This window comes from Pseudomonas sp. TE3899, assembly GCF_056279105.1.
The window spans coordinates 3,164,002-3,188,191 of record NZ_JBWBQR010000001.1 but is presented as its reverse complement, the minus strand read 5'-3'; the positions used below and the strand labels follow the sequence as shown (position 1 = coordinate 3,188,191).

Annotated in this window: 25 protein-coding genes; 24 read left to right on the top strand and 1 reads right to left on the bottom strand. The window is 61.0% G+C overall.

The window, feature by feature from the left end; all coding sequences use genetic code 11:
• Positions 1-82: 82 nt before the first annotated feature.
• The 23 genes from fliS (at position 83) to flhB (ending at position 20,785) form a co-directional block, all read left to right on the top strand.
• Complete coding sequence (gene fliS, locus ACZ89E_RS14595; RefSeq protein WP_149657030.1) at positions 83-478, top strand: flagellar export chaperone FliS; 396 nt, start codon at positions 83-85, stop codon at positions 476-478.
• A gap of 10 nt (positions 479-488) precedes the next feature.
• Positions 489-785 carry a flagellar protein FliT gene (gene fliT / locus ACZ89E_RS14590; RefSeq protein WP_133839144.1) on the top strand — a complete coding sequence of 99 codons (297 nt, stop codon included), beginning with the start codon at positions 489-491 and terminating at the stop codon, positions 783-785.
• A 169-nt stretch (positions 786-954) separates the two neighbouring features.
• Positions 955-2,430, top strand: coding sequence for a sigma-54 dependent transcriptional regulator (locus tag ACZ89E_RS14585; protein WP_133839143.1), 1,476 nt, complete (start codon positions 955-957; stop codon positions 2,428-2,430).
• A 128-nt stretch (positions 2,431-2,558) separates the two neighbouring features.
• Positions 2,559-3,752, top strand: a complete 1,194-nt coding sequence (locus tag ACZ89E_RS14580; protein WP_178128979.1) for a sensor histidine kinase — start codon at positions 2,559-2,561, stop codon at positions 3,750-3,752.
• 5 nt (positions 3,753-3,757) lie between these two features.
• Positions 3,758-5,137, top strand: a complete 1,380-nt coding sequence (locus tag ACZ89E_RS14575; protein ID WP_149657028.1) for a sigma-54-dependent transcriptional regulator — start codon at positions 3,758-3,760, stop codon at positions 5,135-5,137.
• 115 nt (positions 5,138-5,252) lie between these two features.
• Positions 5,253-5,582: a flagellar hook-basal body complex protein FliE gene (fliE, locus tag ACZ89E_RS14570; protein WP_054049322.1), complete on the top strand. Its 330-nt coding sequence runs from the start codon at positions 5,253-5,255 to the stop codon at positions 5,580-5,582.
• A 15-nt stretch (positions 5,583-5,597) separates the two neighbouring features.
• Entirely contained in the window at positions 5,598-7,385 is a 1,788-nt protein-coding gene (gene fliF / locus ACZ89E_RS14565) for a flagellar basal-body MS-ring/collar protein FliF (RefSeq protein ID WP_463259762.1), read from the top strand.
• On the top strand, positions 7,378-8,397 hold the full coding sequence (fliG, locus tag ACZ89E_RS14560; protein ID WP_003184041.1) for a flagellar motor switch protein FliG: 1,020 nt from the start codon (positions 7,378-7,380) through the stop codon (positions 8,395-8,397). The genes fliF and fliG overlap by 8 nt, the downstream gene beginning before the upstream one ends.
• A gap of 7 nt (positions 8,398-8,404) precedes the next feature.
• Complete coding sequence (gene fliH / locus ACZ89E_RS14555; protein ID WP_476255922.1) at positions 8,405-9,331, top strand: flagellar assembly protein FliH; 927 nt, start codon at positions 8,405-8,407, stop codon at positions 9,329-9,331.
• Positions 9,220-10,578 (top strand): flagellar protein export ATPase FliI, encoded by a 1,359-nt coding sequence (gene fliI / locus ACZ89E_RS14550; RefSeq protein ID WP_149657025.1) that lies wholly within the window; start codon positions 9,220-9,222, stop codon positions 10,576-10,578. Before fliH ends, fliI begins: the two co-directional genes overlap by 112 nt.
• A gap of 6 nt (positions 10,579-10,584) precedes the next feature.
• Positions 10,585-11,034 carry a flagellar export protein FliJ gene (gene fliJ / locus ACZ89E_RS14545; protein WP_133839137.1) on the top strand — a complete coding sequence of 150 codons (450 nt, stop codon included), beginning with the start codon at positions 10,585-10,587 and terminating at the stop codon, positions 11,032-11,034.
• Positions 11,035-11,190: 156 nt separating this feature from the next.
• Entirely contained in the window at positions 11,191-11,496 is a 306-nt protein-coding gene (locus ACZ89E_RS14540) for an STAS domain-containing protein (protein WP_149657024.1), read from the top strand.
• The gene (locus ACZ89E_RS14535) at positions 11,493-13,208 is read left to right on the top strand and encodes a SpoIIE family protein phosphatase (protein WP_476255921.1); all 1,716 of its coding nucleotides are present in this window, start codon (positions 11,493-11,495) and stop codon (positions 13,206-13,208) included. Before ACZ89E_RS14540 ends, ACZ89E_RS14535 begins: the two co-directional genes overlap by 4 nt.
• Positions 13,209-13,239: 31 nt before the next feature.
• The gene (locus ACZ89E_RS14530; protein ID WP_149657022.1) at positions 13,240-13,587 is read left to right on the top strand and encodes an Hpt domain-containing protein; all 348 of its coding nucleotides are present in this window, start codon (positions 13,240-13,242) and stop codon (positions 13,585-13,587) included.
• A 105-nt stretch (positions 13,588-13,692) separates the two neighbouring features.
• Positions 13,693-15,066: a flagellar hook-length control protein FliK gene (locus tag ACZ89E_RS14525; RefSeq protein WP_476255920.1), complete on the top strand. Its 1,374-nt coding sequence runs from the start codon at positions 13,693-13,695 to the stop codon at positions 15,064-15,066.
• 312 nt (positions 15,067-15,378) lie between these two features.
• Entirely contained in the window at positions 15,379-15,885 is a 507-nt protein-coding gene (gene fliL, locus ACZ89E_RS14520; protein WP_149657020.1) for a flagellar basal body-associated protein FliL, read from the top strand.
• A 9-nt stretch (positions 15,886-15,894) separates the two neighbouring features.
• Positions 15,895-16,863: a flagellar motor switch protein FliM gene (gene fliM, locus ACZ89E_RS14515; RefSeq protein WP_123409179.1), complete on the top strand. Its 969-nt coding sequence runs from the start codon at positions 15,895-15,897 to the stop codon at positions 16,861-16,863.
• A 63-nt stretch (positions 16,864-16,926) separates the two neighbouring features.
• A complete protein-coding gene (gene fliN, locus ACZ89E_RS14510; RefSeq protein ID WP_149657019.1) occupies positions 16,927-17,385 on the top strand; it encodes a flagellar motor switch protein FliN in 459 nt (152 codons plus the stop codon).
• Positions 17,386-17,832, top strand: a complete 447-nt coding sequence (fliO, locus tag ACZ89E_RS14505; RefSeq protein WP_463259766.1) for a flagellar biosynthetic protein FliO — start codon at positions 17,386-17,388, stop codon at positions 17,830-17,832.
• A complete protein-coding gene (fliP, locus tag ACZ89E_RS14500; RefSeq protein WP_476255919.1) occupies positions 17,832-18,590 on the top strand; it encodes a flagellar type III secretion system pore protein FliP in 759 nt (252 codons plus the stop codon). The genes fliO and fliP overlap by 1 nt, the downstream gene beginning before the upstream one ends.
• Entirely contained in the window at positions 18,587-18,856 is a 270-nt protein-coding gene (fliQ, locus tag ACZ89E_RS14495) for a flagellar biosynthesis protein FliQ (protein ID WP_123409175.1), read from the top strand. The genes fliP and fliQ overlap by 4 nt, the downstream gene beginning before the upstream one ends.
• Positions 18,857-18,859: 3 nt before the next feature.
• Entirely contained in the window at positions 18,860-19,642 is a 783-nt protein-coding gene (fliR, locus tag ACZ89E_RS14490) for a flagellar biosynthetic protein FliR (RefSeq protein ID WP_149657016.1), read from the top strand.
• A gap of 3 nt (positions 19,643-19,645) precedes the next feature.
• The gene (flhB, locus tag ACZ89E_RS14485) at positions 19,646-20,785 is read left to right on the top strand and encodes a flagellar biosynthesis protein FlhB (RefSeq protein WP_149657015.1); all 1,140 of its coding nucleotides are present in this window, start codon (positions 19,646-19,648) and stop codon (positions 20,783-20,785) included.
• Positions 20,786-21,150: 365 nt separating this feature from the next.
• Here the strand turns inward: flhB and ACZ89E_RS14480 are convergent, their stop codons facing one another.
• Complete coding sequence (locus ACZ89E_RS14480; protein ID WP_476255918.1) at positions 21,151-21,501, bottom strand: DUF6124 family protein; 351 nt, start codon at positions 21,499-21,501, stop codon at positions 21,151-21,153.
• A gap of 559 nt (positions 21,502-22,060) precedes the next feature.
• Here ACZ89E_RS14480 and flhA point away from each other — a divergent pair.
• Entirely contained in the window at positions 22,061-24,190 is a 2,130-nt protein-coding gene (flhA, locus tag ACZ89E_RS14475; protein ID WP_476255917.1) for a flagellar biosynthesis protein FlhA, read from the top strand.

The following is a 24,190-nucleotide window of genomic DNA, read 5'->3' as shown; positions in this document are numbered from 1 at the left end:
GGTTTTTGTCTTTTGATCTAAAGTTTTTTGGCTCGCAGGCGATACACTGGTCATACGAGTCATTGTGGCAATGAGGTAGAACATGAATCCGATGTTAGCCCTTCGGCAATACCAGAAGGTGGGCGCGCAAGCACAGGCGTCCGAGGCCAGTCCGCACCGTCTGGTGCAAATGCTGATGGAAGGCGGCCTGGACCGCATCGCCCAGGCCAAGGGTGCCATTGAGCGTAAAGACGTGCCTGCCAAGTGCGTGGCGATCAGCAAGGCCATCGGCATTGTCGGTGGCTTGCGTGAAGGCCTGGATCTGGACAAGGCCGCCGAAACCGTTGGCGAACTTGACCGTCTTTATTCCTACATGATGAAGCGCCTCGCCGAAGCGAACATCAAGAGCGACCCGCGGATTCTCGATGAAGTCGCCGGTTTGCTGCGCACGGTCAAAGAAGGCTGGGATGCTATCGCAGCGCCAGGTCCGCAGTTTTAAGGAGATCACCATGAGTCTTGTATTGCAGCGAATCGAACAAACCCGCGAAGCGTTGGTCGGTGCCCTGGCCGAACGCAACTGGGAGGCAATCGGTCAGTTGGACCTGGATTGCCGTTCCTGCATGGAAGACGTCTTGAGTGAAGCTTCGCTGGACGAGGGGGCGTTGCGCGACAATCTTGAGGAGCTGCTGCATGTCTACAAGCAGCTGCTTGAGGTGGCGATGGGGGAGAGGCAGGCGATAGTCGACGAGATGTCTCAGATCCACCAAGCACAGAATGCCGCAAAGGTTTACCATCTGTTTGGTTAATCCGCGGTTAATCCAAACATAGTGCGCCATAAATTTGACTGTGCACGGTTTTTTGACTTAACTAGTGGCTGTATCCAGATTTCAGGCGTCTACAGGCATAACGTGTCTGCAAGCGTCTAGCTTGCCCCCTCATTTCGGGCATTGAGTTGACTAGGGAAGTTGCTATTGCATGTGGCGTGAAACCAAAATTCTGCTAATTGATGACGATAGCGTCCGTCGCCGCGATCTGGCGGTGATTTTAAATTTTCTCGGTGAAGAAAATTTACCCTGCGGAAGCCATGACTGGCAGCAGGCGGTCGGCTCGTTGTCATCAAGTCGTGAAGTCATTTGTGTGCTGATCGGGACGGTCAATGCTCCTGGCGCGCTTTTGGGCTTGCTAAAGACACTCTCAACCTGGGATGAGTTCCTTCCGGTTTTGTTAATGGGCGATAATTCTTCCGTTGACTTGCCTGAAGACCAGCGTCGCCGAGTGCTTTCGACCCTCGAAATGCCGCCCAGCTACAGCAAATTGCTCGACTCCCTGCACCGTGCCCAGGTCTATCGCGAGATGTATGACCAGGCCCGCGAGCGCGGTCGTCACCGCGAACCCAATCTGTTCCGCAGCCTCGTCGGCACCAGCCGTGCGATCCAGCACGTGCGCCAGATGATGCAGCAGGTGGCCGACACCGATGCCAGCGTGCTGATCCTCGGCGAATCCGGCACCGGCAAGGAAGTGGTCGCGCGCAACCTGCATTACCACTCCAAGCGTCGCGACGCGCCGTTCGTTCCGGTCAACTGCGGGGCGATCCCGGCCGAGTTGCTGGAAAGCGAACTGTTTGGCCACGAGAAGGGCGCCTTCACCGGGGCCATCACCAGCCGCGCCGGGCGTTTCGAACTGGCCAACGGCGGTACGCTGTTCCTCGACGAAATCGGTGACATGCCGTTGCCGATGCAGGTCAAGCTGCTGCGGGTCCTGCAGGAACGCACCTTCGAGCGCGTGGGCAGCAACAAGACCCAGAGCGCCGATGTGCGCATCATCGCGGCGACCCACAAGAATCTCGAAAGCATGATCGAGATCGGCGCCTTCCGCGAAGACTTGTACTACCGCTTGAACGTATTCCCGATCGAGATGGCGCCGCTGCGCGAACGTGTCGAAGACATCCCGTTGCTGATGAACGAGTTGATCTCGCGCATGGAGCACGAGAAGCGCGGTTCGATCCGTTTCAACTCGGCGGCGATCATGTCCCTGTGCCGTCACGGCTGGCCGGGCAACGTCCGTGAACTGGCCAACCTGGTGGAGCGCATGGCGATCATGCATCCATATGGGGTGATCGGTGTGGTCGAGTTGCCGAAGAAATTCCGCTACGTCGACGACGAGGACGAACAGCTGGTCGACAGCTTGCGCAGTGATCTGGAAGAGCGGGTGGCCATCAACGGGCACACCCCGGACTTCAGCGCCAATGCCCTGCTGCCGCCGGAAGGCCTGGACCTGAAGGACTACCTCGGTGGTCTGGAGCAAGGGCTGATTCAGCAGGCGCTGGATGATGCCAATGGCATCGTTGCGCGTGCCGCCGAGCGTCTGCGCATTCGTCGCACCACCCTGGTGGAGAAGATGCGCAAGTACGGCATGAGTCGTCGTGACGGTGATGAACAGGCGGATGATTGACGCCTGTTTTTCAAGTCCTTCATTTATAGGCGGTTTTTTTTAGGCACGGGTATTGCTACATCTCTCGCAACGTTCCGTTTCACTGACGGTCAGCCAAGCGAGAGAGCACGATGCCCCAAGCCGCCCAGATGTCTCCTGTCCCTGACGCTTCGGGGCAACCGTCGTCCGTAGAGCAGGCAAGCCGGCTGGGTCTTGAGCAGGCGTTCGCGCTGTTCAACCAGATGTCGAGCCAACTGACTGACTCCTACAGCATGCTCGAAGCCCGGGTCACCGAGCTCAAGGGGGAGCTGGCGGTAGTCAGCGCCCAGCGCATGCAGGAGCTGGCGGAAAAAGAACGCCTGGCCAACCGCCTGCAAAACCTCCTTGATCTGTTACCCGGTGGCGTCATCGTAATCGACGCCCAGGGCATGGTGCGCGAAGCCAACCCGGCGGCTTGCGAGTTGCTCGGCCTGCCCCTCGAAGGCGAGCTGTGGCGCCAGGTGATTGCGCGTTGCTTCGCACCCCGTGAAGACGACGGTCATGAAATCTCCCTCAAGGATGGTCGACGCCTGTCGATCGCCACCCGCTCGCTGGATGCCGAGCCAGGTCAGTTGGTATTGCTCAACGACCTGACCGAAACCCGCCACCTGCAAGATCAACTGGCCCGTCATGAACGCCTGTCGTCCCTGGGTCGGATGGTGGCCTCGCTGGCTCACCAGATTCGCACGCCACTGTCCGCCGCGCTGCTGTACGCCAGTCATTTGACTGAGCAGGAATTGCCCGTCGCCACCCAGCAACGTTTCGCCGGTCGTTTGAAAGAGCGTCTGCACGAGCTGGAGCATCAGGTGCGGGACATGCTGGTGTTCGCGCGCGGCGAACTGCCGCTGACCAATCGCGTGACGCCCAAAGAATTGCTGCAATCACTGCAAGCGGCGGCACTGACCCACGTGCAGGACCTGCCCATCCGCTGGCAGTGCGACAGTCATGCCGGGGAGTTGCTGTGCAATCGCGACACCCTGGTCGGGGCGATTCTGAATTTGATCGAAAACGCGATTCAGGCCAGCAACGGTGCTGTTCGCTTGAAGGTTCACCTCTATACCCGGGGCAGCAATCTGCGCCTGTGCGTCAGCGACAGCGGCAGTGGCATCGATGACGCCGTACTGGCGCGCCTGGGAGAACCCTTTTTCACCACCAAGACCACCGGGACCGGGCTGGGTTTGACCGTGGTCAAGGCAGTGGCCCGCGCTCATCAGGGAGAATTGCAGTTGCGCTCGCGGCTCGGTCGCGGCACCTGTGCGCTGGTGTCCCTGCCGTTGTTTATCAGCGCATCGGACGCGGAGTGAAGGGCATGGCAATCAAGGTTCTACTGGTCGAGGATGACCGCGCGCTACGGGAAGCACTGGCGGATACGCTGCTGCTCGCGGGGCACGATTACAAGGCGGTCGGTTCGGCGGAAGAGGCGCTGGCGGCGGTCGGCGTCGAAGCGTTCAATCTGGTGGTCAGTGACGTCAACATGCCAGGCATGGATGGCCATCAGTTGCTCGGATTGTTGCGGGCACGCCAGCCGCAATTGCCGGTGCTGCTGATGACCGCGCACGGCGCTGTGGAGCGGGCCGTCGATGCCATGCGCCAGGGCGCGGCGGATTACTTGGTCAAGCCGTTCGAACCCAAGGCGTTGCTCGATCTGGTGGCGCGGCATGCGCTCGGCAGTTTGGGTGCCACCGACGGTGAAGGGCCGATTGCCTTTGAGCCGGCCAGTGCGCAATTGTTGGAACTGGCCGCGCGGGTGGCGCGCAGCGATTCCACGGTGTTGATCTCCGGCGAGTCCGGCACCGGCAAGGAAGTGCTGGCGCGCTACATCCACCAGCATTCCCATCGCTCCAGCCAACCATTCATTGCGATCAACTGCGCGGCAATTCCCGACAACATGCTCGAGGCCACGTTGTTCGGTCACGAGAAAGGCTCGTTCACCGGCGCCATCGCGGCCCAGGCCGGCAAGTTTGAACAGGCCGACGGCGGTACCATCCTGCTCGACGAAATTTCCGAAATGCCCATGGGCTTGCAGGCCAAGTTGCTGCGAGTGTTGCAGGAGCGCGAAGTCGAACGGGTGGGCGCGCGCAAACCGATCAGTCTGGACATTCGCGTCGTCGCCACCACTAACCGTGATCTGGCCGGTGAAGTGGCGGCGGGGCGTTTTCGTGAAGACCTTTATTATCGGCTGTCGGTTTTTCCGCTGGCCTGGCGTCCGTTGCGCGAGCGCACCGCCGACATCCTGCCGCTGGCCGAGCGTCTTTTGGCCAAACACGTCAATAAAATGAAGCATGCGGCGGCCAGGCTGTCGCCCGAGGCGCAGGCGTGCCTGATCGGTTATCCATGGCCGGGCAATGTGCGTGAGCTGGATAACGCCATCCAGCGCGCGCTGATCCTGCAGCAGGGCGGTTTGATCCAGCCGCAGGATTTCTGCCTGTCGGGGCCGGTCGCCTGTGCGCCGTTACCCGCGTTGACGCCGGTGCGGGCGGTGGAGGTCGAGGCTGAATCGGCCAGTGCCTTGGGGGATGACCTGCGCCGTCATGAGTTCCAGATGATCATCGACACCTTGCGCGCCGAGCGCGGCCGGCGCAAAGAGGCTGCCGAACGCCTGGGCATCAGCCCGCGCACCTTGCGCTACAAACTGGCGCAAATGCGTGACGCCGGAATGGATGTGGAAGCTTATCTGTTTGCCACCTGATTCACCGGCAAGGCTTTTGTGAAGCAAGGCCACTGAGCTGGCACCCTTGTTGCTAACACCTCAGTACCCGCCGAGTGAGTGTCAAAAAATTGCGGGTCGCCAGAGAGAGTAGACCATGAGCCAAGGTATTGAATTTAATCGATTGATGTTGGACATGCGCTCCATGCAGATGGACGCGATGTCGGCACCGAAATCGACTGCCGCAGTTCCCGAACTGGGTGGCAGCAGCTTTGCCGACATGCTCGGTCAGGCCGTCAATAAAGTGAATGACACCCAGCAGGCGTCCAATCAGCTGTCCAGTGCCTTTGAAATTGGCAAGAGCGGCGTTGATCTGACGGATGTGATGATTTCTTCGCAGAAGGCCAGTGTGTCTTTCCAGGCGTTGACCCAGGTGCGTAACAAGCTGGTTCAGGCGTACCAAGACATCATGCAGATGCCGGTTTAAGGACGAGATTGAGTCATGGCAGAAGCAGTCGCCGATAATGTTCCGGCCAAGGCCACCCCAGTAGACGGCAAACCGCCGTTGTTCGGGTTGTCCTTCCTGGAAAACCTCTCCGAGATGACCATGTTGCGTCAGGTGGGCCTGTTGGTCGGCCTGGCTGCGAGCGTGGCGATTGGCTTTGCCGTGGTGTTGTGGTCGCAGCAGCCGGACTACCGGCCTCTGTATGGCAGTCTTGCCGGTATGGACGCCAAGCAGGTCATGGAAACCCTGGCCGCCGCTGACATCCCTTATACCGTTGAACCGAACTCCGGCGCCTTGCTGGTCAAGGCCGATGATGTGTCCCGTGCGCGGCTCAAGCTCGCGGCCGCTGGTGTCACTCCCAGCGACGGCAACATCGGTTTTGAAATCCTCGACAAGGACCAGGGCCTGGGCACCAGCCAGTTCATGGAAGCGACCCGATATCGTCGCGGCCTCGAAGGCGAACTAGCTCGTACCATCTCCAGCCTGAACAACGTCAAGGGCGCCCGCGTCCATTTGGCGATTCCGAAAAGCTCGGTGTTCGTGCGCGATGAACGCAAGCCTAGCGCTTCGATTCTGGTTGAGTTGTATTCCGGCCGCTCCCTGGAGCCAGGCCAGGTACTGGCGATCATCAACCTGGTCGCCACCAGCGTTCCCGAACTGAGCAAGTCGCAGATCACCGTCGTCGACCAGAAGGGCAACCTGCTGTCGGATCAGGCGGAGAACTCCGAGCTGACCATGGCCGGCAAGCAATTCGATTACAGCCGCCGTATGGAAAGCATGCTCACCCAGCGTGTGCACAACATCCTGCAACCGGTGCTGGGCAATGACCGCTATAAAGCCGAAGTCTCGGCTGATGTGGATTTCAGTGCCGTCGAATCGACGTCCGAGCAGTTCAACCCGGATCAACCGGCGCTGCGCAGCGAGCAATCGACCTCTGAACAACGCACCGCCAGCAATGGCCCGCAAGGCGTGCCGGGAGCCCTGAGCAACCAGCCGCCGTCGCCAGCCTCCGCGCCGCAAACCACCGGCGGCGCCACTGCGTCGGCCGGCATGGTGCAGCCAGGCCAGCCGTTGCTCGATGCCAATGGTCAGCAAATCATGGACCCGGCCACCGGCCAGCCTATGCTTGCTCCTTACCCGGCGGACAAGCGTCAACAATCCACCAAGAATTTCGAGCTTGATCGCTCCATCAGCCACACCAAGCAGCAACAGGGTCGTTTGAATCGCCTGTCGGTGTCGGTGGTGGTGGATGACCAGGTCAAGATCAACGCGGCCAACGGGGAAACCACCCGCGCGCCGTGGAGCGCCGACGAATTGGCGCGCTTCACTCGCCTGGTGCAGGACGCCGTCGGTTTCGACGCCAGCCGTGGTGACAGCGTCAGCGTGATCAACATGCCGTTCTCCGCCGAGCGCGCCGAAGCGATTGCCGATATTCCGTTCTACTCCCAGCCTTGGTTCTGGGACATCGTCAAGCAAGTGCTGGGTGTGTTGTTCATCCTGGTGCTGGTGTTCGGTGTGCTGCGTCCGGTGCTCAACAACATCACCGGTGGCGGCAAAGGCAAACAGCTTGCAGGCTTGGGCAGCGACGTCGAGTTGGGTGGCATGGGCGGCCTGGACGGCGAACTGGCCAACGACCGCGTCAGCCTGGGCGGTCCGCAAAGCATCCTGTTGCCGAGCCCGAGCGAAGGCTATGACGCACAGTTGAATGCAATCAAGAGTTTGGTGGCAGAAGATCCGGGTCGTGTGGCCCAGGTCGTGAAAGAGTGGATTAACGCAGATGAGTGATAACCGAGCCGCTGTCGCCAAACTGTCCCGGGTCGATAAAGCCGCGATTCTGCTGCTGTCCCTGGGTTCGACTGACGCCGCCCAAGTGCTGCGCCACATGGGGCCTAAAGAGGTCCAGCGTGTGGGCGTGGCCATGGCGCAAATGGGTAACGTGCACCGCGAGCAGGTCGAGCAGGTGATGAGCGAGTTCGTCGACATCGTCGGCGACCAGACCAGCCTGGGCGTCGGCTCCGACGACTACGTGCGCAAAATGCTCACCCAGGCCTTGGGCGAAGACAAGGCCAACGGCCTGATCGACCGCATTCTGCTGGGGGGCAACACCAGCGGCCTCGACAGCCTGAAATGGATGGAACCGCGCGCCGTCGCTGACGTGATCCGATACGAGCACCCGCAGATCCAGGCGATCGTTGTGGCGTACCTCGACCCGGACCAGGCCGGTGAAGTGCTCGGCAACTTCGACCATAAGGTGCGCCTGGACATCATCCTGCGCGTCTCGTCGTTGAACACCGTGCAACCTGCGGCCCTGAAAGAACTGAACCAGATTCTCGAGAAGCAGTTCTCCGGCAACTCGAACGCCTCGCGCACCACCCTGGGTGGCATCAAGCGTGCGGCCGACATCATGAACTTCCTCGACAGCTCGATCGAAGGTCAGTTGATGGACTCGATCCGCGAAGTCGACGAAGACCTGTCCGGTCAGATCGAAGACCTCATGTTCGTGTTCAACAACCTGTCCGATGTCGACGACCGCGGCATCCAGGCGTTGCTGCGCGAAGTGTCTTCCGATGTGCTGGTGCTGGCCCTCAAGGGTTCGGACGAAGGCGTCAAGGAAAAGATCTTCAAGAACATGTCCAAACGAGCGGCCGAACTGTTGCGCGACGACCTCGAGGCCAAAGGCCCGGTGCGTGTCAGCGACGTGGAAACCGCGCAGAAAGAAATCCTCACCATTGCCCGCCGTATGGCCGAAGCCGGAGAAATCGTTCTCGGTGGGAAGGGTGGCGAAGAGATGATCTAAGGTCACTATGTCGTCCAAACATGATGAGTCCAACACCGACCTGATCCGTGGCAAGGAGGTCGGTGGTTTCGACGTCTGGTCGCTGCCCAGCTTCGACCCGCATGTGCCCGAGCCCGAGCCGGAACCCGAGCCCGAGCCGCCGGAAATGGAAGAAGTGCCGCTGGACGAAGTCCAGCCACTGACCCTGGAAGAACTCGAAAGCATCCGTCAGGAGGCCTACAACGAAGGCTTCGCCACGGGTGAGAAAGAAGGTTTCCACAGCGCCACGCTCAAGGTTCGCCAGGAAGCCGAAGTGGCCCTGACCGCCAAGATTGGCGGCCTGGAACAGCTGATGGCCAACCTGTTCGAGCCCATCGCCGAGCAGGACACCCAGATCGAAAAGTCCCTGGTCGACCTCGTGCAGCACATCACCAAACAGGTGATTCAGCGCGAGCTCGCCATCGATTCCACGCACATCGAAAGCGTCATGCGCGAAGCCCTCAAACTGTTGCCGCTGGGCGTGGGCAATGTGCGGCTGTACATCAATCCCCAGGATTTCGAACAGGTCAAAGCCCTGCGCGAGCGCCATGAAGAAACCTGGCGCATCGTCGAAGACGAAGCCTTGTTGCCGGGCGGTTGCCGGGTCGAAACCGAGCACAGCCGCATCGACGCCACCGTCGAAACCCGCGTCACCCGGGTCATGGACAAGTTGTTCGATCAGTTGCATGAACAAGCGCTGCACCCGGCCGAGCCGGACATGAGCCTTGAACTGCCAATCGACGCCAAGCCTGAGCCCGCGCCGGAAGCGGAGCTGGAACTGCCGCCAGAACTGGACACCCCCCGATGCGCCTTGATCGCACCAGTTTCGCCAAGCGCCTGGGCAGCTACGTCGAGGCCACGGAACTGGAAGGCGCGCCGATCCTTGAAGGTCGCTTGCTGCGCATGGTCGGCCTGACCCTCGAAGCCGAAGGCTTGCGAGCCGCCATGGGCAGCCGCTGCATGGTCATCAACGACAACAGCTATCACCCGGTGCAGGTCGAAGCCGAAGTCATGGGCTTCTCCGGCAGCAAAGTGTTTCTGATGCCGGTGGGCAGCGTCGCTGGCATTGCCCCTGGCGCGCGGGTGGTGCCGATGGCCGATACCGGGCGTTTGCCGATGGGCATGAGCATGCTCGGTCGGGTGCTTGACGGCGCCGGTCGCGCACTCGACGGCAAGGGCGGGATGAAAGCCGAAGACTGGGTGCCGATGGATGGCCCGACCATCAACCCGCTCAAGCGCCACCCAATCAGCGAGCCGCTGGACGTGGGGATTCGCAGCATCAACGGTTTGTTGACGGTCGGTCGCGGTCAGCGTCTGGGCCTGTTCGCCGGTACCGGCGTCGGTAAGTCGGTGCTGCTGGGCATGATGACCCGGTTCACCGAGGCCGACATTATCGTGGTCGGGCTGATCGGTGAGCGGGGTCGTGAGGTTAAAGAGTTCATCGAGCACATCCTCGGTGAAGAAGGCCTCAAGCGCTCGGTGGTGGTGGCGTCCCCGGCGGACGACGCGCCGCTGATGCGTCTACGCGCGGCGATGTATTGCACGCGCATTGCCGAGTATTTCCGCGACAAGGGCAAGAATGTCCTGTTGCTCATGGATTCGTTGACCCGTTTCGCCCAGGCCCAGCGGGAAATCGCCCTGGCCATTGGCGAGCCGCCGGCGACCAAGGGGTATCCGCCGTCGGTGTTCGCCAAGTTGCCGAAACTGGTGGAACGGGCCGGTAACGCCGAGAAGGGCGGCGGTTCGATCACTGCGTTCTACACCGTATTGTCCGAAGGCGATGACCAGCAGGACCCGATCGCCGACGCCGCCCGAGGCGTGCTCGACGGCCACATCGTGCTGTCCCGGCGCCTGGCCGAGGAAGGGCATTACCCGGCCATCGACATCGAAGCGTCCATCAGCCGGGTCATGCCGTCGGTGGTCACGCCGGAACACATGATGCGCGCCCAGTATTTCAAGCAACTGTGGTCGCGGTATCAGCAGAGTCGCGACTTGATCAGCGTCGGCGCCTATGTGGCCGGTGGCGATCGGGAAACCGACCTGGCGATTTCCCTGCAACCGCAGTTGGTCCGCTACCTGCGCCAGGGCCTGAACGACAAAATCGGCCTGGGCGAAAGCGAATCCTACCTCGGTACGCTCTTCGCCCCTGCGGCCGGCGGTTAACCGACCATGGCCCAGAGTCGCGCAGGGCGCCTGGCACCGGTGGTCGAAATGGCCGAAAAGGCCGAGAAGACCGCGGTGCAGCGCCTGGGCCACTTTCAGGGCCAGGTGCGCCTGGCCCAAAGCAAGCTCGACGACCTGGAAGCCTTCCGCCTCGATTACCAGGAACAATGGATCGTGCGCGGCAGCAGTGGCGTGTCCGGCCAATGGTTACTGGGTTATCAGGGCTTTCTGGCGCAACTGGGCACGGCCATCGATCAGCAACGACAGAGCCTGGTCTGGCACCAGAACAACCTGAACAAGGCGCGTGATGCCTGGCAGCAGGCGTTTGCCCGGGTCGAAGGCTTGCGCAAACTGGTCCAGCGCTACATGGACGAGGCGCGCAAGCTCGAAGACCGGCGCGAGCAGAAGCTGCTGGATGAGTTGTCCCAGCGGTTGCCGCGTCAGGATCCGTATTAAGGCAGGTCTACCGCGTTATCGTTCATCGCGGGCAAGCCTTGCTCCTACAAGCGATAGCGATCTATCTGTCGCAACACAACTTCCCGCCTTGCCCCCACCCCCGCCAAGTGCTAAACCTTGTACACGCACGTTCACCAATGACAAGGAAGCCGTTAAATGTCAGTCGTTACAGAAGTCTCCCAAGATGGGCAAAAGCTGACGATTTCGATCAAGGGACGATTCGATTTTGCCAAGCATCAGGAATTTCGCGAGTCCTACGAAAATCTTCAGCCAAAACCCGAGTCCTTTGAGGTTGACCTGAAGGACGCCACCTACCTCGACAGTTCGGCGCTCGGCATGTTGTTGCTGTTGCGTGATCACGCCGGTGGCGAGAACGCCGAGATCAAGCTGACCCACGCCAATGCCGATGTGCGCAAGATCCTGGCTATCTCCAATTTCGAACAGATCTTCGACGTGGCATGAACGCCGTGCAGTCGGTGTTCGAGCCGCTGACGATCCTGATCGCTGAAGACAGCGCGGCCGATCGCATGCTGCTGTCGAGTATCGTCCGGCGCCAGGGCCATCAGGTGCTGACGGCGGCCAATGGTGCCGAAGCGGTTGCCGCGTTCCGTGAGCAACGGCCGCAACTGGTGCTGATGGACGCCATGATGCCGGTGATGGACGGTTTCGAGGCGGCGCAGCAGATCAAGGCCCTGGCCGGGGAAACCCTGGTGCCGATCATCTTCCTGACGTCACTGACTGAAAGCGAAGCCTTGGCCCGTTGTCTGGAGGCCGGGGGCGACGACTTTCTGGCGAAGCCTTATAACCAGGTGATCCTCAGCGCCAAAATCAAGGCGATGGACCGCTTGCGGCGCTTGCAGGCCACGGTGCTTGAGCAGCGCGACCAGATTGCCCGGCACCACGAATACCTGCTTAACGAGCAGCGGGTGGCCAAGGCGGTGTTCGACAAGGTGGCCCACTCCGGCTGCCTGAATGCGCCGAATATCCGTTACCTGCAATCGCCTTACGCATTGTTCAACGGTGATCTGCTGCTGGCCGCGTTCACCCCGGCCGGCGACATGCATGTGTTGCTCGGCGACTTCACCGGTCATGGCTTGCCGGCCGCCGTCGGCGCCATGCCCCTGGCGGAAGTGTTCTACGGCATGACTGCAAAGGGCTACGGCTTGTCCGAAACCCTGCGCGAGATGAACGCCAAGCTCAAGCGCATCCTGCCGGTGGACATGTTCTGTTGCGCAACCCTGTTGTGCCTGAGCTTTCAGCGCCGTTCGGTGGAAGTCTGGAACGGCGGGATGCCGGACGGTTATCTGCACAGCAATGCCACGGGCGAGCGCACGCCGCTGCGGGCGCGGCACCTGCCATTGGGGGTGTTGAGCCCGACCACGTTTAACGATCGCACGGAAGTGTTTCCGATGGCGGTCGACGATCGGGTGTTCCTGTTGTCCGACGGGGTGATCGACACCTGCGATGTGAACGAGCAATTGTTTGGCGTGGAGCGGCTGGAGCAGGTGTTTGCCGCCAACCGTCGGCCGGATGCATTGTTCGCGGAGATCGAGCAGGCCCTGCGCGATTTCCGTGGCGAGGCCCGGGACGATGTGAGCATGGTCGAGGTCCGCCTGCTGGAATCGGCGCAACTGAGCCCGCCGGCGCTGGTGTATTCCGATAGTGGACAGTCGTGCCCGCTGGACTGGTCCGTGAGTTTCGAGTTTCGCGCCGCCACCCTCAAGCGCTTCAATCCGCTGCCCTATCTGTTGCAATTGTTGCTTGAAGTTCATGGCCTGCGGGCGCAAAGCGGCGCGTTGTACAGCGTGCTGGCCGAGCTGTATTCCAATGCCCTGGAGCACGGCGTGCTGGGGCTGGACTCCAGCCTCAAGCGTGATGCCTCGGGTTTTGCGCGCTATTATCAGGAGCGCAATTCCCGCCTCGACCAATTGCAGGACGGCTATGTGCGCTTGCATTTGCAGGTCACGCCAAAGGGCGAGGGCGGTTGCCTGTCGATTCGGGTCGACGACAGTGGCAAGGGTTTTGATGTGGCGCGGGTGATGGAGCGGCCGGTGGATGGCGTCGGTCTGTCGGGGCGCGGTGTCGGATTGATCCGCCAGTTGAGCCGCAAGGCGAGCTGGTCCGACGAAGGTCGTAGTGCGCACGTGGAGTTTTATTGGGAGGCTCTGGCATAATCCCGCGAATTCTTGATCAAGGAGTGAACAAGTGGCTGATACACATCTGGATCGCAACGTGTTGAACGCGTTGCAGGAGGTCATGGAGGACGAATATCCGACATTACTGGATACCTTCATCGCCGACTCCGAGGAGCGTCTACTCGTCCTGCGCAAGGCCGAGGATGCGGCGCAGCTCATGAATGCGGCCCATAGTTTCAAAGGCAGCAGCAGCAACATGGGCGCCGTTCGCCTGGCGGAACTGTGCAATGAGCTGGAACAGCGAGCCAAGCACCAGCGCCTCGCCGGCATTGAGAAACTGGTCGGCGAAATTGACGGCGAATTCGCCATCGTCCGTCCGCTCTATGAAGCCGAGCGTCAGCGTTCTTTAGCGCAGTAGCATGACCGTCCGGCGCATCAGGCGCCGGTTTTCCAAACCTGGCTCGACCTTTGCAATCATCTCACTCAACTGTACCTACGATCCCAGTGCAGCGGAGACCGCGTCATGCCCGTTACCCCCAATTTGCTTCTTCAGGCCGCTGCCAAGGCCAAGCCTCAAGCCGCCTCCGCCAATACCCCGGCGGTGACCGCTGAGCCTGGGGATAAGGCCTCCAGCTTCGCCAATGTCTTCGCCAAACAGGGCCAGAACAAGCCTGCCGCATTGGCTGATGCGCCGCTCAAACCGTCCCGGGATAAAACCCCGGACAACCCGGCGAAGAAAGACGTCAGCAACGACAAGTCTGCCGCCCCGCAGCCAGCGGTTGCCGATAGCGGCAAATCCTTGCCCGCCGACAAACCGGCGTCCGCCTCGACAGATGACAAGAGCGCCAGCGACAGCGACCCGGAGACGACCTCTACGCCGGTGGCGGTCGATGCTCCGCCGGTCGACCCGACGCTGGACCCGGCCTTGATGCAAGCGGTGCAGCCAGTGGCGCCCGCACCCGCACCCGAAACCCCGCCAGCGGTAGCCGCTGTGCAACCGCAAGTCGAGGCAGCGGTTGCTGCCGCCGTCACCGCCGCGCCGGTACAGGCCGCCGCGACCACCGACACCGATTTCGATCCAGAGGCCGACCCGCTCGACGCGCTGCCGGCCCTGCGCATGGCCATGGAACAGAGCGGTCACGTCTCCGCCTCCAGCCAATCCCAGGCCAAAGCGACACCGGCCCAGGCATCCGCCGAGGGTGAGCTGACTTCGGCGCAGAACTTTGCCGCCGGCATGGCGAGCATGCTCACTGTGCAATCCGACAAGGACAGCACCAGCCAAGGCGGCGAGAAGGCGTTCAGTGGCTTGCTCAATGAAGGGCTCAAGGACCTGACGTCCGCCAGCAGCGATACCCGCGTCGATGATTTCGCCAGTCGTCTGGCGGCATTGACCCAGGCTGCCACACCGAAAACCGCCAATGCGCTGCCGGTCAATCAACCGATCGCCATGCATCAGAGTGGCTGGACCGAAGAAGTGGTCAACCGGGTCATGTACCTGTCCAGCGCCAATCTCAAGGCGGCCGACATTCAGTTGCAGCCCGCCGAACTGGGGCGCCTGGATATTCGGGTGAACATGGTGCCGGACCAGCAGACCCAAGTGACCTTCATGAGCGCTCACCCGAGTGTTCGCGAAGCGCTGGACGGGCAAATGCATCGCTTGCGCGACATGTTCGCGCAGCAGGGCATGGGCCAGGTCGATGTCAACGTGTCCGACCAGTCCCGTGGCTGGCAGGGCCAGGGCCAGGAGCAACAGGCTCAGCAAGGGCAGGGCGGGCGCACCAGCGCCAGCGGTGGCCGGGTTGATGCCATGGATGACGAGATCGTGCCGACCGTCGCGGAAGTCGCGGCCAGCACCACCAGCGTCATTGGCTCCAGTGCCGTCGACTATTACGCCTAGTCTCCTGCAGGAGCGAGGCTTGCCCGCGAACAAGACGCTGCGGTTTATCAGTTAAACCCCGTCATCGTTCTTCGCGGGCAAGCCTCGCTCCTACATGCCTGATCGTTCCCGCGCTCCGCGGGGGAATGCAGCCTGGGACGCTCCGCGTCCCTGTCGAAGCGGACGCGGAGCGTCCATTGAGGCATTCCCACGCGAAGCGTGGGAACGATCATTCACCCCTGCCTCAAATCCCCTCCCCGACACTTCTGGCATAACACTTGCTCTTGCCTTGCCGTGCGACTGTGAAAACTTGAATAGTGACGGATTATTGGCATGGCGAAGAGCGAAGCAGCAGCAGTGGTTAAAGACCCTGCAACCAAAGGCAAACTCAAGCTGATCATTGCGATCGTGCTGGCAGTGCTGCTGGCCATCGGCTTGTCCGTGGGGGCCACGTGGTACTTCATGCACAGCGCCCAAAGCAAACCTGTCGCGGCGGCTGAAACGGCCCCGCTGGGCAAGCAACCGGCAGTCTTCGAACCCATGGCGCCGGCCTTCGTCGCCAACTACAACCAGAACGGTCGCCAGCGCTACATGCAGGTGAGCATCACCATGCTCGGCCGCAACCAGGCGGATATGGAAGCGCTCAAAGTGCACATGCCGGTCATTCGCAATAATCTCGTCATGCTGTTCTCCGGTCAGGACTTCGCCACCCTCGCGACCCCGGTCGGCCAGGAAATGCTGCGCCAGAAGGCCACCGCCAGCGTCCAGGAAGTGGCGCAGAAAGAGCTGGGCAAAGTGGTGATCGAACAGTTGCTTTTCACTAATTTCGTACTGCAGTAGGAACACGACATGGCCGTGCAAGACCTGCTGTCCCAGGATGAGATCGATGCGCTGTTGCATGGCGTCGACGATGGTCTGGTACAGACCGATACCGCCGCCGAACCCGGCAGCGTCAAAAGTTACGACCTGACCAGCCAGGATCGGATCGTCCGCGGACGCATGCCGACCCTGGAAATGATCAACGAACGTTTCGCCCGCTACACCCGCATCAGCATGTTCAACATGCTGCGCCGTTCGGCGGACGTGGCCGTCGGTGGCGTGCAGGTGATGAAGTTCGGCGAATACGTGCACTCGCTGTACGTGCCGACCAGCCTCAACCTGGTCAAGATCAAGCCGTTGCGCGGCACCGCGCTGTTCATCCTCGACGCCAAACTGGTGTTCAAGCTGGTGGACAACTTCTTCGGCGGCGATGGCCGTCACGCGAAGATCGAAGGGCGTGAGTTCACCCCGACCGAGCTGCGAGTGGTGCGCATGGTGCTGGAGCAGGCCTTCATCGATTTGAAGGAAGCCTGGCAGGCGATCATGGAAGTGAACTTCGAGTACATCAACTCGGAAGTGAACCCGGCCATGGCCAACATCGTCGGCCCGAGCGAAGCCATCGTGGTGTCGACTTTCCACATCGAACTCGACGGCGGTGGCGGCGACCTGCACGTGACCATGCCGTACTCGATGATCGAGCCGGTGCGCGAAATGCTCGATGCCGGCTTCCAGTCGGACCTCGATGACCAGGACGAGCGCTGGGTCAACGCCCTGCGCCAGGACGTGCTGGACGTGGATGTGCCGATCGGTGCTACGGTGGCCCGTCGTCAACTGCGCCTGCGGGACATCCTGCACATGCAGCCGGGGGACATCATCCCGGTCGAGATGCCGGAAGAAATGATCATGCGCGCCAACGGCGTGCCTGCCTTCAAGGTCAAGATGGGTTCGCACAAAGGCAACCTCGCGTTGCAAGTGATCGAGCCGATCGAGCGCCGCTGACCGGCGCTCAACTCCCCCATTTAACACTGGCCGCTTCTAAGAGCTGCCCGCCGAGGACACATGATGAACGACGATATGAACGCCCAGGACGACCAGGCACTGGCTGATGAATGGGCCGCTGCCCTGGAAGAAACCGGTGATGCCGGCCAGGACGATATCGATGCGCTGCTGGCTGCCGATACCGGTAGCTCGGCGTCCAACCGTCTGCCGATGGAAGAATTCGGCAGCGTGCCGAAGAACAACGACCCGGTGACCCTGGACGGCCCGAACCTGGATGTGATCCTCGACATCCCGGTGTCGATTTCCATGGAAGTCGGCAGCACCGACATCAACATCCGCAACCTGCTGCAACTCAACCAGGGTTCGGTGATCGAGCTCGATCGCCTGGCCGGTGAGCCGCTGGACGTGCTGGTCAACGGCACCCTCATCGCCCACGGCGAAGTGGTCGTGGTCAACGAGAAGTTCGGCATTCGCCTGACCGACGTGATCAGCCCAAGCGAACGCATCAAGAAGCTGCGCTAAGTGAACAAGGTCCTGGGGTTGTTGCTGGCGCTGCCGGTCAGCGCTTTGGCTGCCGAACCGGTGGCCACGGCGGCTGCGGCGGCTGCACCGGTGGTCAACAGCGGCGTGGCCGGGCAATTGACGCAATTGGTGTTCGGCCTGTTGTTCGTGCTGGCGTTGATCTTTTTCCTCGCCTGGCTGTTGCGCCGGGTCCAGCAGGCCGGGCCGGCGGGCAAGGCGCAGGTGATCGATATCATCGGTTCCCGCGCGCTGGGTCCCCGTGATCGCCTGATGCTGGTACAGGTCGGCAACGAACAGATTCTGCTCGGCCTCAGCCCCGGCACCATCACGGCATTGCATGTGCTCAAGGAGCCGGTGCACGTGCCGAGCGCGAGTGAAAAAACGACCCCGGAGTTTGCCCAGCGCCTGATGGAACTGTTGGGCAAGGATCAGAAGGATAAGAAGTAATGGGTGCGCTACGCATCGTCTTGACGCTGGCCCTGATGCTGGCGGCGCCGCTGGCGCTCGCCGCCGATCCGCTGTCGATCCCGGCCATTACGCTGGGCACCAATGCCCAGGGTGCGCAGGAATACTCGGTCAGCCTGCAGATCTTGCTGATCATGACCGCGCTGAGCTTCATTCCAGCGTTCGTCATGCTGATGACCAGCTTCACCCGGATCATCATTGTCTTTTCGATCCTGCGCCAGGCCCTGGGCCTGCAGCAGACGCCGTCGAACCAGATCCTCACTGGCATGGCGCTGTTCCTGACCATGTTCATCATGGCGCCGGTGTTCGACCGGGTGAATAACGATGCCCTGCAACCGTACCTGGCGGAGAAACTCACCGCCCAGGACGCCGTGCTCAAGGCGCAAGTGCCGATCAAGGACTTCATGCTCGCCCAGACCCGCACCAGCGATCTGGAGCTGTTCATGCGCCTGTCCAAACGCACTGACATCGCCACGCCGGATCAGGCGCCGTTGACCATTCTGGTGCCGGCGTTCGTGACGTCTGAGCTGAAAACCGCCTTCCAGATCGGCTTCATGATCTTCATTCCGTTCCTGATCATCGACCTGGTCGTGGCCAGTGTGCTGATGGCGATGGGGATGATGATGCTGTCGCCGCTGATCATTTCCCTGCCGTTCAAGATCATGCTGTTTGTGCTGGTGGATGGCTGGGCGTTGATCATCGGCACGTTGGCCAGCAGCTTTGGAGGTGTTTCGCCATGACCCCGGAAGTCGCCGTAGACATCTTTCGGGACGCGCTCTGGCTGACCACCATGATGGTCGCGGTGCTGGTGATTCCGAGTCTGCTGGTGGGCCTTTTGGTGGCGATGTTCCAGGCGGCCACGCAGATCAACGAACAGACCTTGAGCTTCCTGCCGCGTCTGTTGGTGATGCTGGTAACGCTGATTGTGGCCGGCCCGTGGCTGGTACAGACCTTCATGGAATACATCCTGCGGCTGTACGGCAATATTCCTATGGTCATTGGCTAAACCATGTCGCTGCTGCAACTGACCGATACCCAGATCAGCACGTGGGTTGCGACGTTCATGTTGCCGCTGTTTCGCGTCGGCACCTTGCTGATGGTCATGCCGATTTTCGGGACGACCCTGGTGCCACGGCGGGTGCGGGCGTATTTCGCCCTGGCCATCACCGTCGTCATCACTCCGGCGTTGCCACCCATGCCGCCGGTCAATCCGCTTGACCTGAGTGGGCTGCTGCTGATCGGCGAGCAGATCGTCATCGGCGCCGTGATGGGGTTCTCCTTGCAGCTGTTCTTCCAGGCATTCGTCGTTGCCGGGCAGATTGTCGCGATCCAGATGGGCATGGGCTTTGCGTCCATGGTCGACCCTACCAACGGCGTGTCGGTGGCGGTGATCGGGCAGTTCTTCACCATGCTGGTGACGCTGCTGTTCCTGTCGATGAACGGCCACCTGGTGGTGTTCGAAGTCCTCACCGAAAGCTTCACCACGCTGCCGGTCGGCAGCGGGTTTATGGTCAATCATTTCTGGGAGCTGGCCGGCAAGCTCGGCTGGGTGCTGGGGGCCGCGCTGGTACTGGTCTTGCCGGCGGTCACCGCGTTGCTGGTGGTCAACATCGCGTTTGGTGTGATGACCCGGGCGGCGCCGCAACTGAACATCTTCTCCATTGGTTTCCCGCTGACCCTGGTCCTGGGGATGTTCATCCTCTGGGTCAGCCTGGGCGACATTCTCAATCAGTATCAACCGTTGGCCACCGAGGCCCTGCAGTTGTTACGTTCACTGGTACAGGCGCGATGAGTCATGGCTGAGAGCGAAAGCGGTCAGGACAAGACAGAAGACCCCACGGAGAAAAAGAAAAAGGACTCCCGGGACAAGGGCGAGACGGCGCGCTCCAAAGAACTCAATACCTTGGCGATCATGTTGGTCGGCGCCAGTGCGTTGCTGATTTTCGGCGGTGCATTGGCCGAGGACATGATGGAATTGATGCGCATGAATTTCTCGTTGCCGCGCGAAGTCATCCTCGATCAGAAAGCCATGACCAACTACCTGCTGCACTCGGGGCAGATTGCCTTGTGGGCGATTCAGCCGATCATGATTTCCCTGGTGTTGGCGGCGCTTCTGGGCCCGATTTCCCTGGGTGGCTGGCTGTTCTCGGCCAGCAGCATGGCGCCGAAGTTCAGCCGGATGAACCCGCTGAGCGGCCTCAAGCGGATGTTTTCCACCAAGGCCCTGGTGGAACTGCTCAAGGCGTTTGCCAAATTCACCATCGTCCTGTTCGTGGCGCTGGCGGTGTTGTCATCGGACATCGATGACTTGCAGCGCATCGCTCATGAACCGTTGGAATCGGCGATCATCCACAGCATTCAAGTGGTGGGGTGGAGTACGTTGTGGATGGCCTGCGGGCTGATCATCATCGCCGCGGTCGACGTGCCGGTGCAGTTGTGGGAAAGCCACAAGAAACTGCTGATGACCAAGCAGGAAGTGCGCGATGAACACAAGGATTCGGACGGGCGACCGGAGGTCAAGCAGCGTATTCGTCAACTGCAACGCGAGATGTCCCAGCGCCGGATGATGGCGGCGATCCCCGATGCCGACGTGATCATCACCAACCCGACCCACTACGCCGTGGCCCTCAAATACGACCCGGACAAGGGTGGGGCGCCGATGTTGATTGCCAAGGGCAGCGACTTCCTGGCCTTGAAAATCCGCGAAATCGCCGTGGCCAACGAAGTGCTGCTACTCGAATCACCAGCCCTGGCGCGTTCGATCTACTACTCCACCGAACTCGACCAGGAAATCCCCGGCGGCCTGTACCTCGCCGTCGCCCAGGTCTTGGCCTACGTCTACCAGATCCGCCAGCACCGCGCTGGCAAGGGCAAACGCCCGGATCCGCTCAAGGACGACCTGCCGATTCCGCCGGATTTGCGCCGGGATTCCTGATAACGCCTCAATCCCTGCAAGCGGACTCACCCCCACACGGATCGTTCCCACGCTCTGCGTGGGAATGCAGCCCGGGACGCTCCGCGTTCCCTCCAAAGCCGAACGCGGAGCGTCCGCTGAGGCATTCCCACGCAGAGCGTGGGAACGATCAAACATCGCGGGCAGTGCACGATCTCTGTAGGCGCTGCCGAAGGCTGCGATGTTTTGATCTTGTGGTCAGGGAGCTCGCCACAAGGTGGGTGTCAGGCCTGCAAGTCGATCATTTGTTCACTATTTCCGGTCCGTAAGATCGTTCCCACGCTCCGCGTGGGAATGCAGCCCGGGACGCTCTGCGTCCCATCCAAAGCCCGGCGCGAGGATTTTCGTTAGTCTTGCGGGTCGAGGTTATCCAGCGCGCGATTCACCGCCAGTTCGCCGAGCATGATGTTCTGGGTGATTCCCAGCACCGTGCTGCGCTGTGAGCCTTTCAGTCCTGTTGCGAAATCGTTGGCCATGACGCTGGCTGAGGCCAGTGACTCACTGGCGTGGGCGAGCAAACTTTCGGTTTTGGTGTCCGGGGCGACCATGAACATCGTGCTGGGTTTTCGCTCCCTGGCGTTCAGTCGGGCGGTCAGATTGATGTACTCCTCAAGGGCGCGGTCGGCGGCTTCCTGGAGTTTTTGCGGGTCGATTGAGTTGTCGTCGGTATGGGGTGGGTTCGGTGTTGGTTTGAACATGGATGAAACTCCAAATCAGAAAGTGGAGCCATCACCCTCGCTACCAAACGAAGGGGTGGTGGCCATACGAAGGTTGGTAGACCGGTGACTTGGAAACCGGCGCGCCCGAAGACGCCCTGCGCATGGCCACCATAAACGCAGGCCGAAAAGGTCTGCATCGGGTGTGCAATGCACGCAAGTCAAAAAGCCGGGCTACCAAACCCAGATCGCTGTTTTTCAGCGACCCGGAAACGATAAAACCTGGCCCTCATGCGCACAAGCCGGCGGATTCTGGCGTAGTCGTAGTCCGTGACGCAAGAATGCGTAGGGCGAGTGAGTGTCTGGAGATGTCGTTTAAACACCGTTGTTTAAGATCGTTCCCACGCTCCGCGTGGGAATGCCTCCACGGACGCTCCGCGTTCGGCTCTGGAGGGGACGCGGAGCGTCCCGGGCTGCATTCCAACGCGCAGCGTAGGAACGATCATCCCCACCCCGGCAAAAGTTGGAAGGCTTCTTGCAGTAGCCGCTCTGCGTCTGCTTCAGGCGTCAAAAGTTTGCTTTAAAGGAACGGGGAAAACCGGTGGATCGCTCTCAGTTATTCAACAGTGCTCGCACAAACGTCGCCGACTTGAGTCGGGGCAATCTGGGTGTGCCGCTGTTGCTGCTGGTCATGCTGGCCATGATGATGTTGCCGGTGCCGCCGTTCCTGCTGGACGTGTTCTTCACGTTCAACATTGCCTTGTCGATTGTGGTGTTGCTGGTCTGCGTCTACGCCTTGCGGCCGCTGGATTTCGCGGTGTTCCCGACGATTTTGCTGGTGGCGACGCTGATGCGCCTGGCGCTGAACGTGGCCTCCACGCGGGTGGTGATGCTCCACGGTCAGGAAGGGCATGCCGCCGCCGGTAAGGTGATCCAGGCCTTCGGTGAGGTGGTGATCGGCGGTAACTACGTGGTCGGTATCGTGGTCTTCGCGATTTTGATGATCATCAACTTCGTCGTGGTGACCAAGGGTGCCGGGCGGATTTCCGAGGTGAGCGCACGTTTCACCCTCGACGCCATGCCCGGCAAACAAATGGCCATCGACGCCGACTTGAACGCCGGCCTGATCGATCAGAACCAGGCCAAACTGCGCCGCATGGAAGTTGCCCAGGAAGCCGAGTTCTACGGTTCCATGGACGGTGCCAGCAAGTTCGTGCGTGGTGACGCCATCGCCGGCCTGCTGATTCTGTTCATCAACCTGATCGGCGGCATGGCGGTCGGTATCTTCCAGCACGGCATGTCCTTCGGTGACGCCGGTCGGGTTTACGCGCTGTTGACCATCGGTGACGGTTTGGTGGCGCAATTGCCATCACTGTTGTTATCGACAGCGGCCGCGATCATGGTGACCCGTGCTTCCGGCTCGGAAGACATGGGCAAGCAGATCGGTCGCCAGATGTTCGCCTCGCCCAAAGCGTTGGCCGTCGCGGCCGGTTTGATGGCGGTGATGGGCCTGGTGCCCGGCATGCCGCACTTCTCCTTTCTCAGCATGGCGGCCCTGGCGGCCGGCGGCGCGTACCTGTTCTGGAAGAAGCAGAACGTGGTCAAGGTCCAGGCCTTGCAAGAGGTCCAGCGTCAGCAAGAACTGCTGCCATCCCCGGCCCGCGCCCAGGAAACCAAGGAATTGGGCTGGGACGACGTGACCCCGATCGACATGATCGGCCTGGAAGTGGGCTACCGCCTGATTCCGCTGGTGGACCGCAACCAGGGTGGCCAGTTGCTCGCGCGGATCAAGGGTGTGCGCAAGAAGCTGTCCCAGGACCTGGGCTTCCTGATGCCGACTGTGCACATTCGTGACAACCTCGACCTGGCCCCAAGTGCCTACCGCCTGACCCTCATGGGCGTGATCCTCGCCGAAGCCGAGATTTACCCGGATCGCGAGCTGGCGATCAACCCAGGGCAGGTCTACGGCGCGCTCAACGGCATAACCGCCAAAGATCCGGCTTTTGGTCTGGAGGCGGTCTGGATCGAAATCAGCCAGCGCGCCCAGGCGCAGTCCCTCGGTTACACCGTGGTCGATGCCAGTACGGTAGTGGCAACCCACTTGAACCAGATTCTGTACAAGCACTCCAGTGAGCTGATCGGCCACGAAGAAGTGCAGCAACTCATGCAATTGCTGGCCAAAAGCTCGCCGAAACTGGCTGAAGAGCTGGTGCCGGGGGTGGTGTCGCTGTCGCAACTGCTCAAGGTCTTGCAGGCGTTGCTCGCCGAACAAGTGCCGGTTCGCGACATCCGCAGCATCGCCGAGGCCATCGCCAACAATGCCAGCAAGAGTCAAGATACTGCCGCGCTGGTGGCGGCGGTGCGCGTCGGCGTAAGCCGCGCAATCGTCCAAAGCATTGTAGGGACTGAGTCGGAGCTGCCAGTTATCACCTTGGAGCCAAGGTTGGAACAGATATTGCTCAATAGTCTTCAGAAGGCAGGACAAGGCTCGGAAGAGGGCGTTCTGCTGGAGCCAAGCATGGCAGAGAAGCTGCAACGTTCGTTGATCGATGCGGCACAGCGTCAAGAGATGCAAGGTCAGCCGGTGATTCTGCTGGTAGCCGGTCCGGTTCGCGCCATGTTGTCGCGTTTCGGCAGGCTGGCAGTCCCGGGTTTGCACGTGTTGGCGTATCAGGAAATCCCTGACAACAAGCAAGTGACCATCGTTGCGACAGTAGGGCCCAACGGCTGA

Bases quoted from the DNA above. Each gene is read 5' to 3' on its own strand.
- fliS (WP_149657030.1), top strand. From the start codon at position 83: ATGAATCCGATGTTAGCCCTTCGGCAATACCAGAAGGTGGGCGCGCAA.
- fliT (WP_133839144.1), top strand. From the start codon at position 489: ATGAGTCTTGTATTGCAGCGAATCGAACAAACCCGCGAAGCGTTGGTC.
- ACZ89E_RS14585 (WP_133839143.1), top strand. From the start codon at position 955: ATGTGGCGTGAAACCAAAATTCTGCTAATTGATGACGATAGCGTCCGT.
- ACZ89E_RS14580 (WP_178128979.1), top strand. From the start codon at position 2,559: ATGTCTCCTGTCCCTGACGCTTCGGGGCAACCGTCGTCCGTAGAGCAG.
- ACZ89E_RS14575 (WP_149657028.1), top strand. From the start codon at position 3,758: ATGGCAATCAAGGTTCTACTGGTCGAGGATGACCGCGCGCTACGGGAA.
- fliE (WP_054049322.1), top strand. From the start codon at position 5,253: ATGAGCCAAGGTATTGAATTTAATCGATTGATGTTGGACATGCGCTCC.
- fliF (WP_463259762.1), top strand. From the start codon at position 5,598: ATGGCAGAAGCAGTCGCCGATAATGTTCCGGCCAAGGCCACCCCAGTA.
- fliG (WP_003184041.1), top strand. From the start codon at position 7,378: ATGAGTGATAACCGAGCCGCTGTCGCCAAACTGTCCCGGGTCGATAAA.
- fliH (WP_476255922.1), top strand. From the start codon at position 8,405: ATGTCGTCCAAACATGATGAGTCCAACACCGACCTGATCCGTGGCAAG.
- fliI (WP_149657025.1), top strand. From the start codon at position 9,220: ATGCGCCTTGATCGCACCAGTTTCGCCAAGCGCCTGGGCAGCTACGTC.
- fliJ (WP_133839137.1), top strand. From the start codon at position 10,585: ATGGCCCAGAGTCGCGCAGGGCGCCTGGCACCGGTGGTCGAAATGGCC.
- ACZ89E_RS14540 (WP_149657024.1), top strand. From the start codon at position 11,191: ATGTCAGTCGTTACAGAAGTCTCCCAAGATGGGCAAAAGCTGACGATT.
- ACZ89E_RS14535 (WP_476255921.1), top strand. From the start codon at position 11,493: ATGAACGCCGTGCAGTCGGTGTTCGAGCCGCTGACGATCCTGATCGCT.
- ACZ89E_RS14525 (WP_476255920.1), top strand. From the start codon at position 13,693: ATGCCCGTTACCCCCAATTTGCTTCTTCAGGCCGCTGCCAAGGCCAAG.
- fliL (WP_149657020.1), top strand. From the start codon at position 15,379: ATGGCGAAGAGCGAAGCAGCAGCAGTGGTTAAAGACCCTGCAACCAAA.
- fliM (WP_123409179.1), top strand. From the start codon at position 15,895: ATGGCCGTGCAAGACCTGCTGTCCCAGGATGAGATCGATGCGCTGTTG.
- fliN (WP_149657019.1), top strand. From the start codon at position 16,927: ATGAACGACGATATGAACGCCCAGGACGACCAGGCACTGGCTGATGAA.
- fliP (WP_476255919.1), top strand. From the start codon at position 17,832: ATGGGTGCGCTACGCATCGTCTTGACGCTGGCCCTGATGCTGGCGGCG.
- fliQ (WP_123409175.1), top strand. From the start codon at position 18,587: ATGACCCCGGAAGTCGCCGTAGACATCTTTCGGGACGCGCTCTGGCTG.
- fliR (WP_149657016.1), top strand. From the start codon at position 18,860: ATGTCGCTGCTGCAACTGACCGATACCCAGATCAGCACGTGGGTTGCG.
- flhB (WP_149657015.1), top strand. From the start codon at position 19,646: ATGGCTGAGAGCGAAAGCGGTCAGGACAAGACAGAAGACCCCACGGAG.
- ACZ89E_RS14480 (WP_476255918.1), bottom strand. From the start codon at position 21,501: ATGTTCAAACCAACACCGAACCCACCCCATACCGACGACAACTCAATC.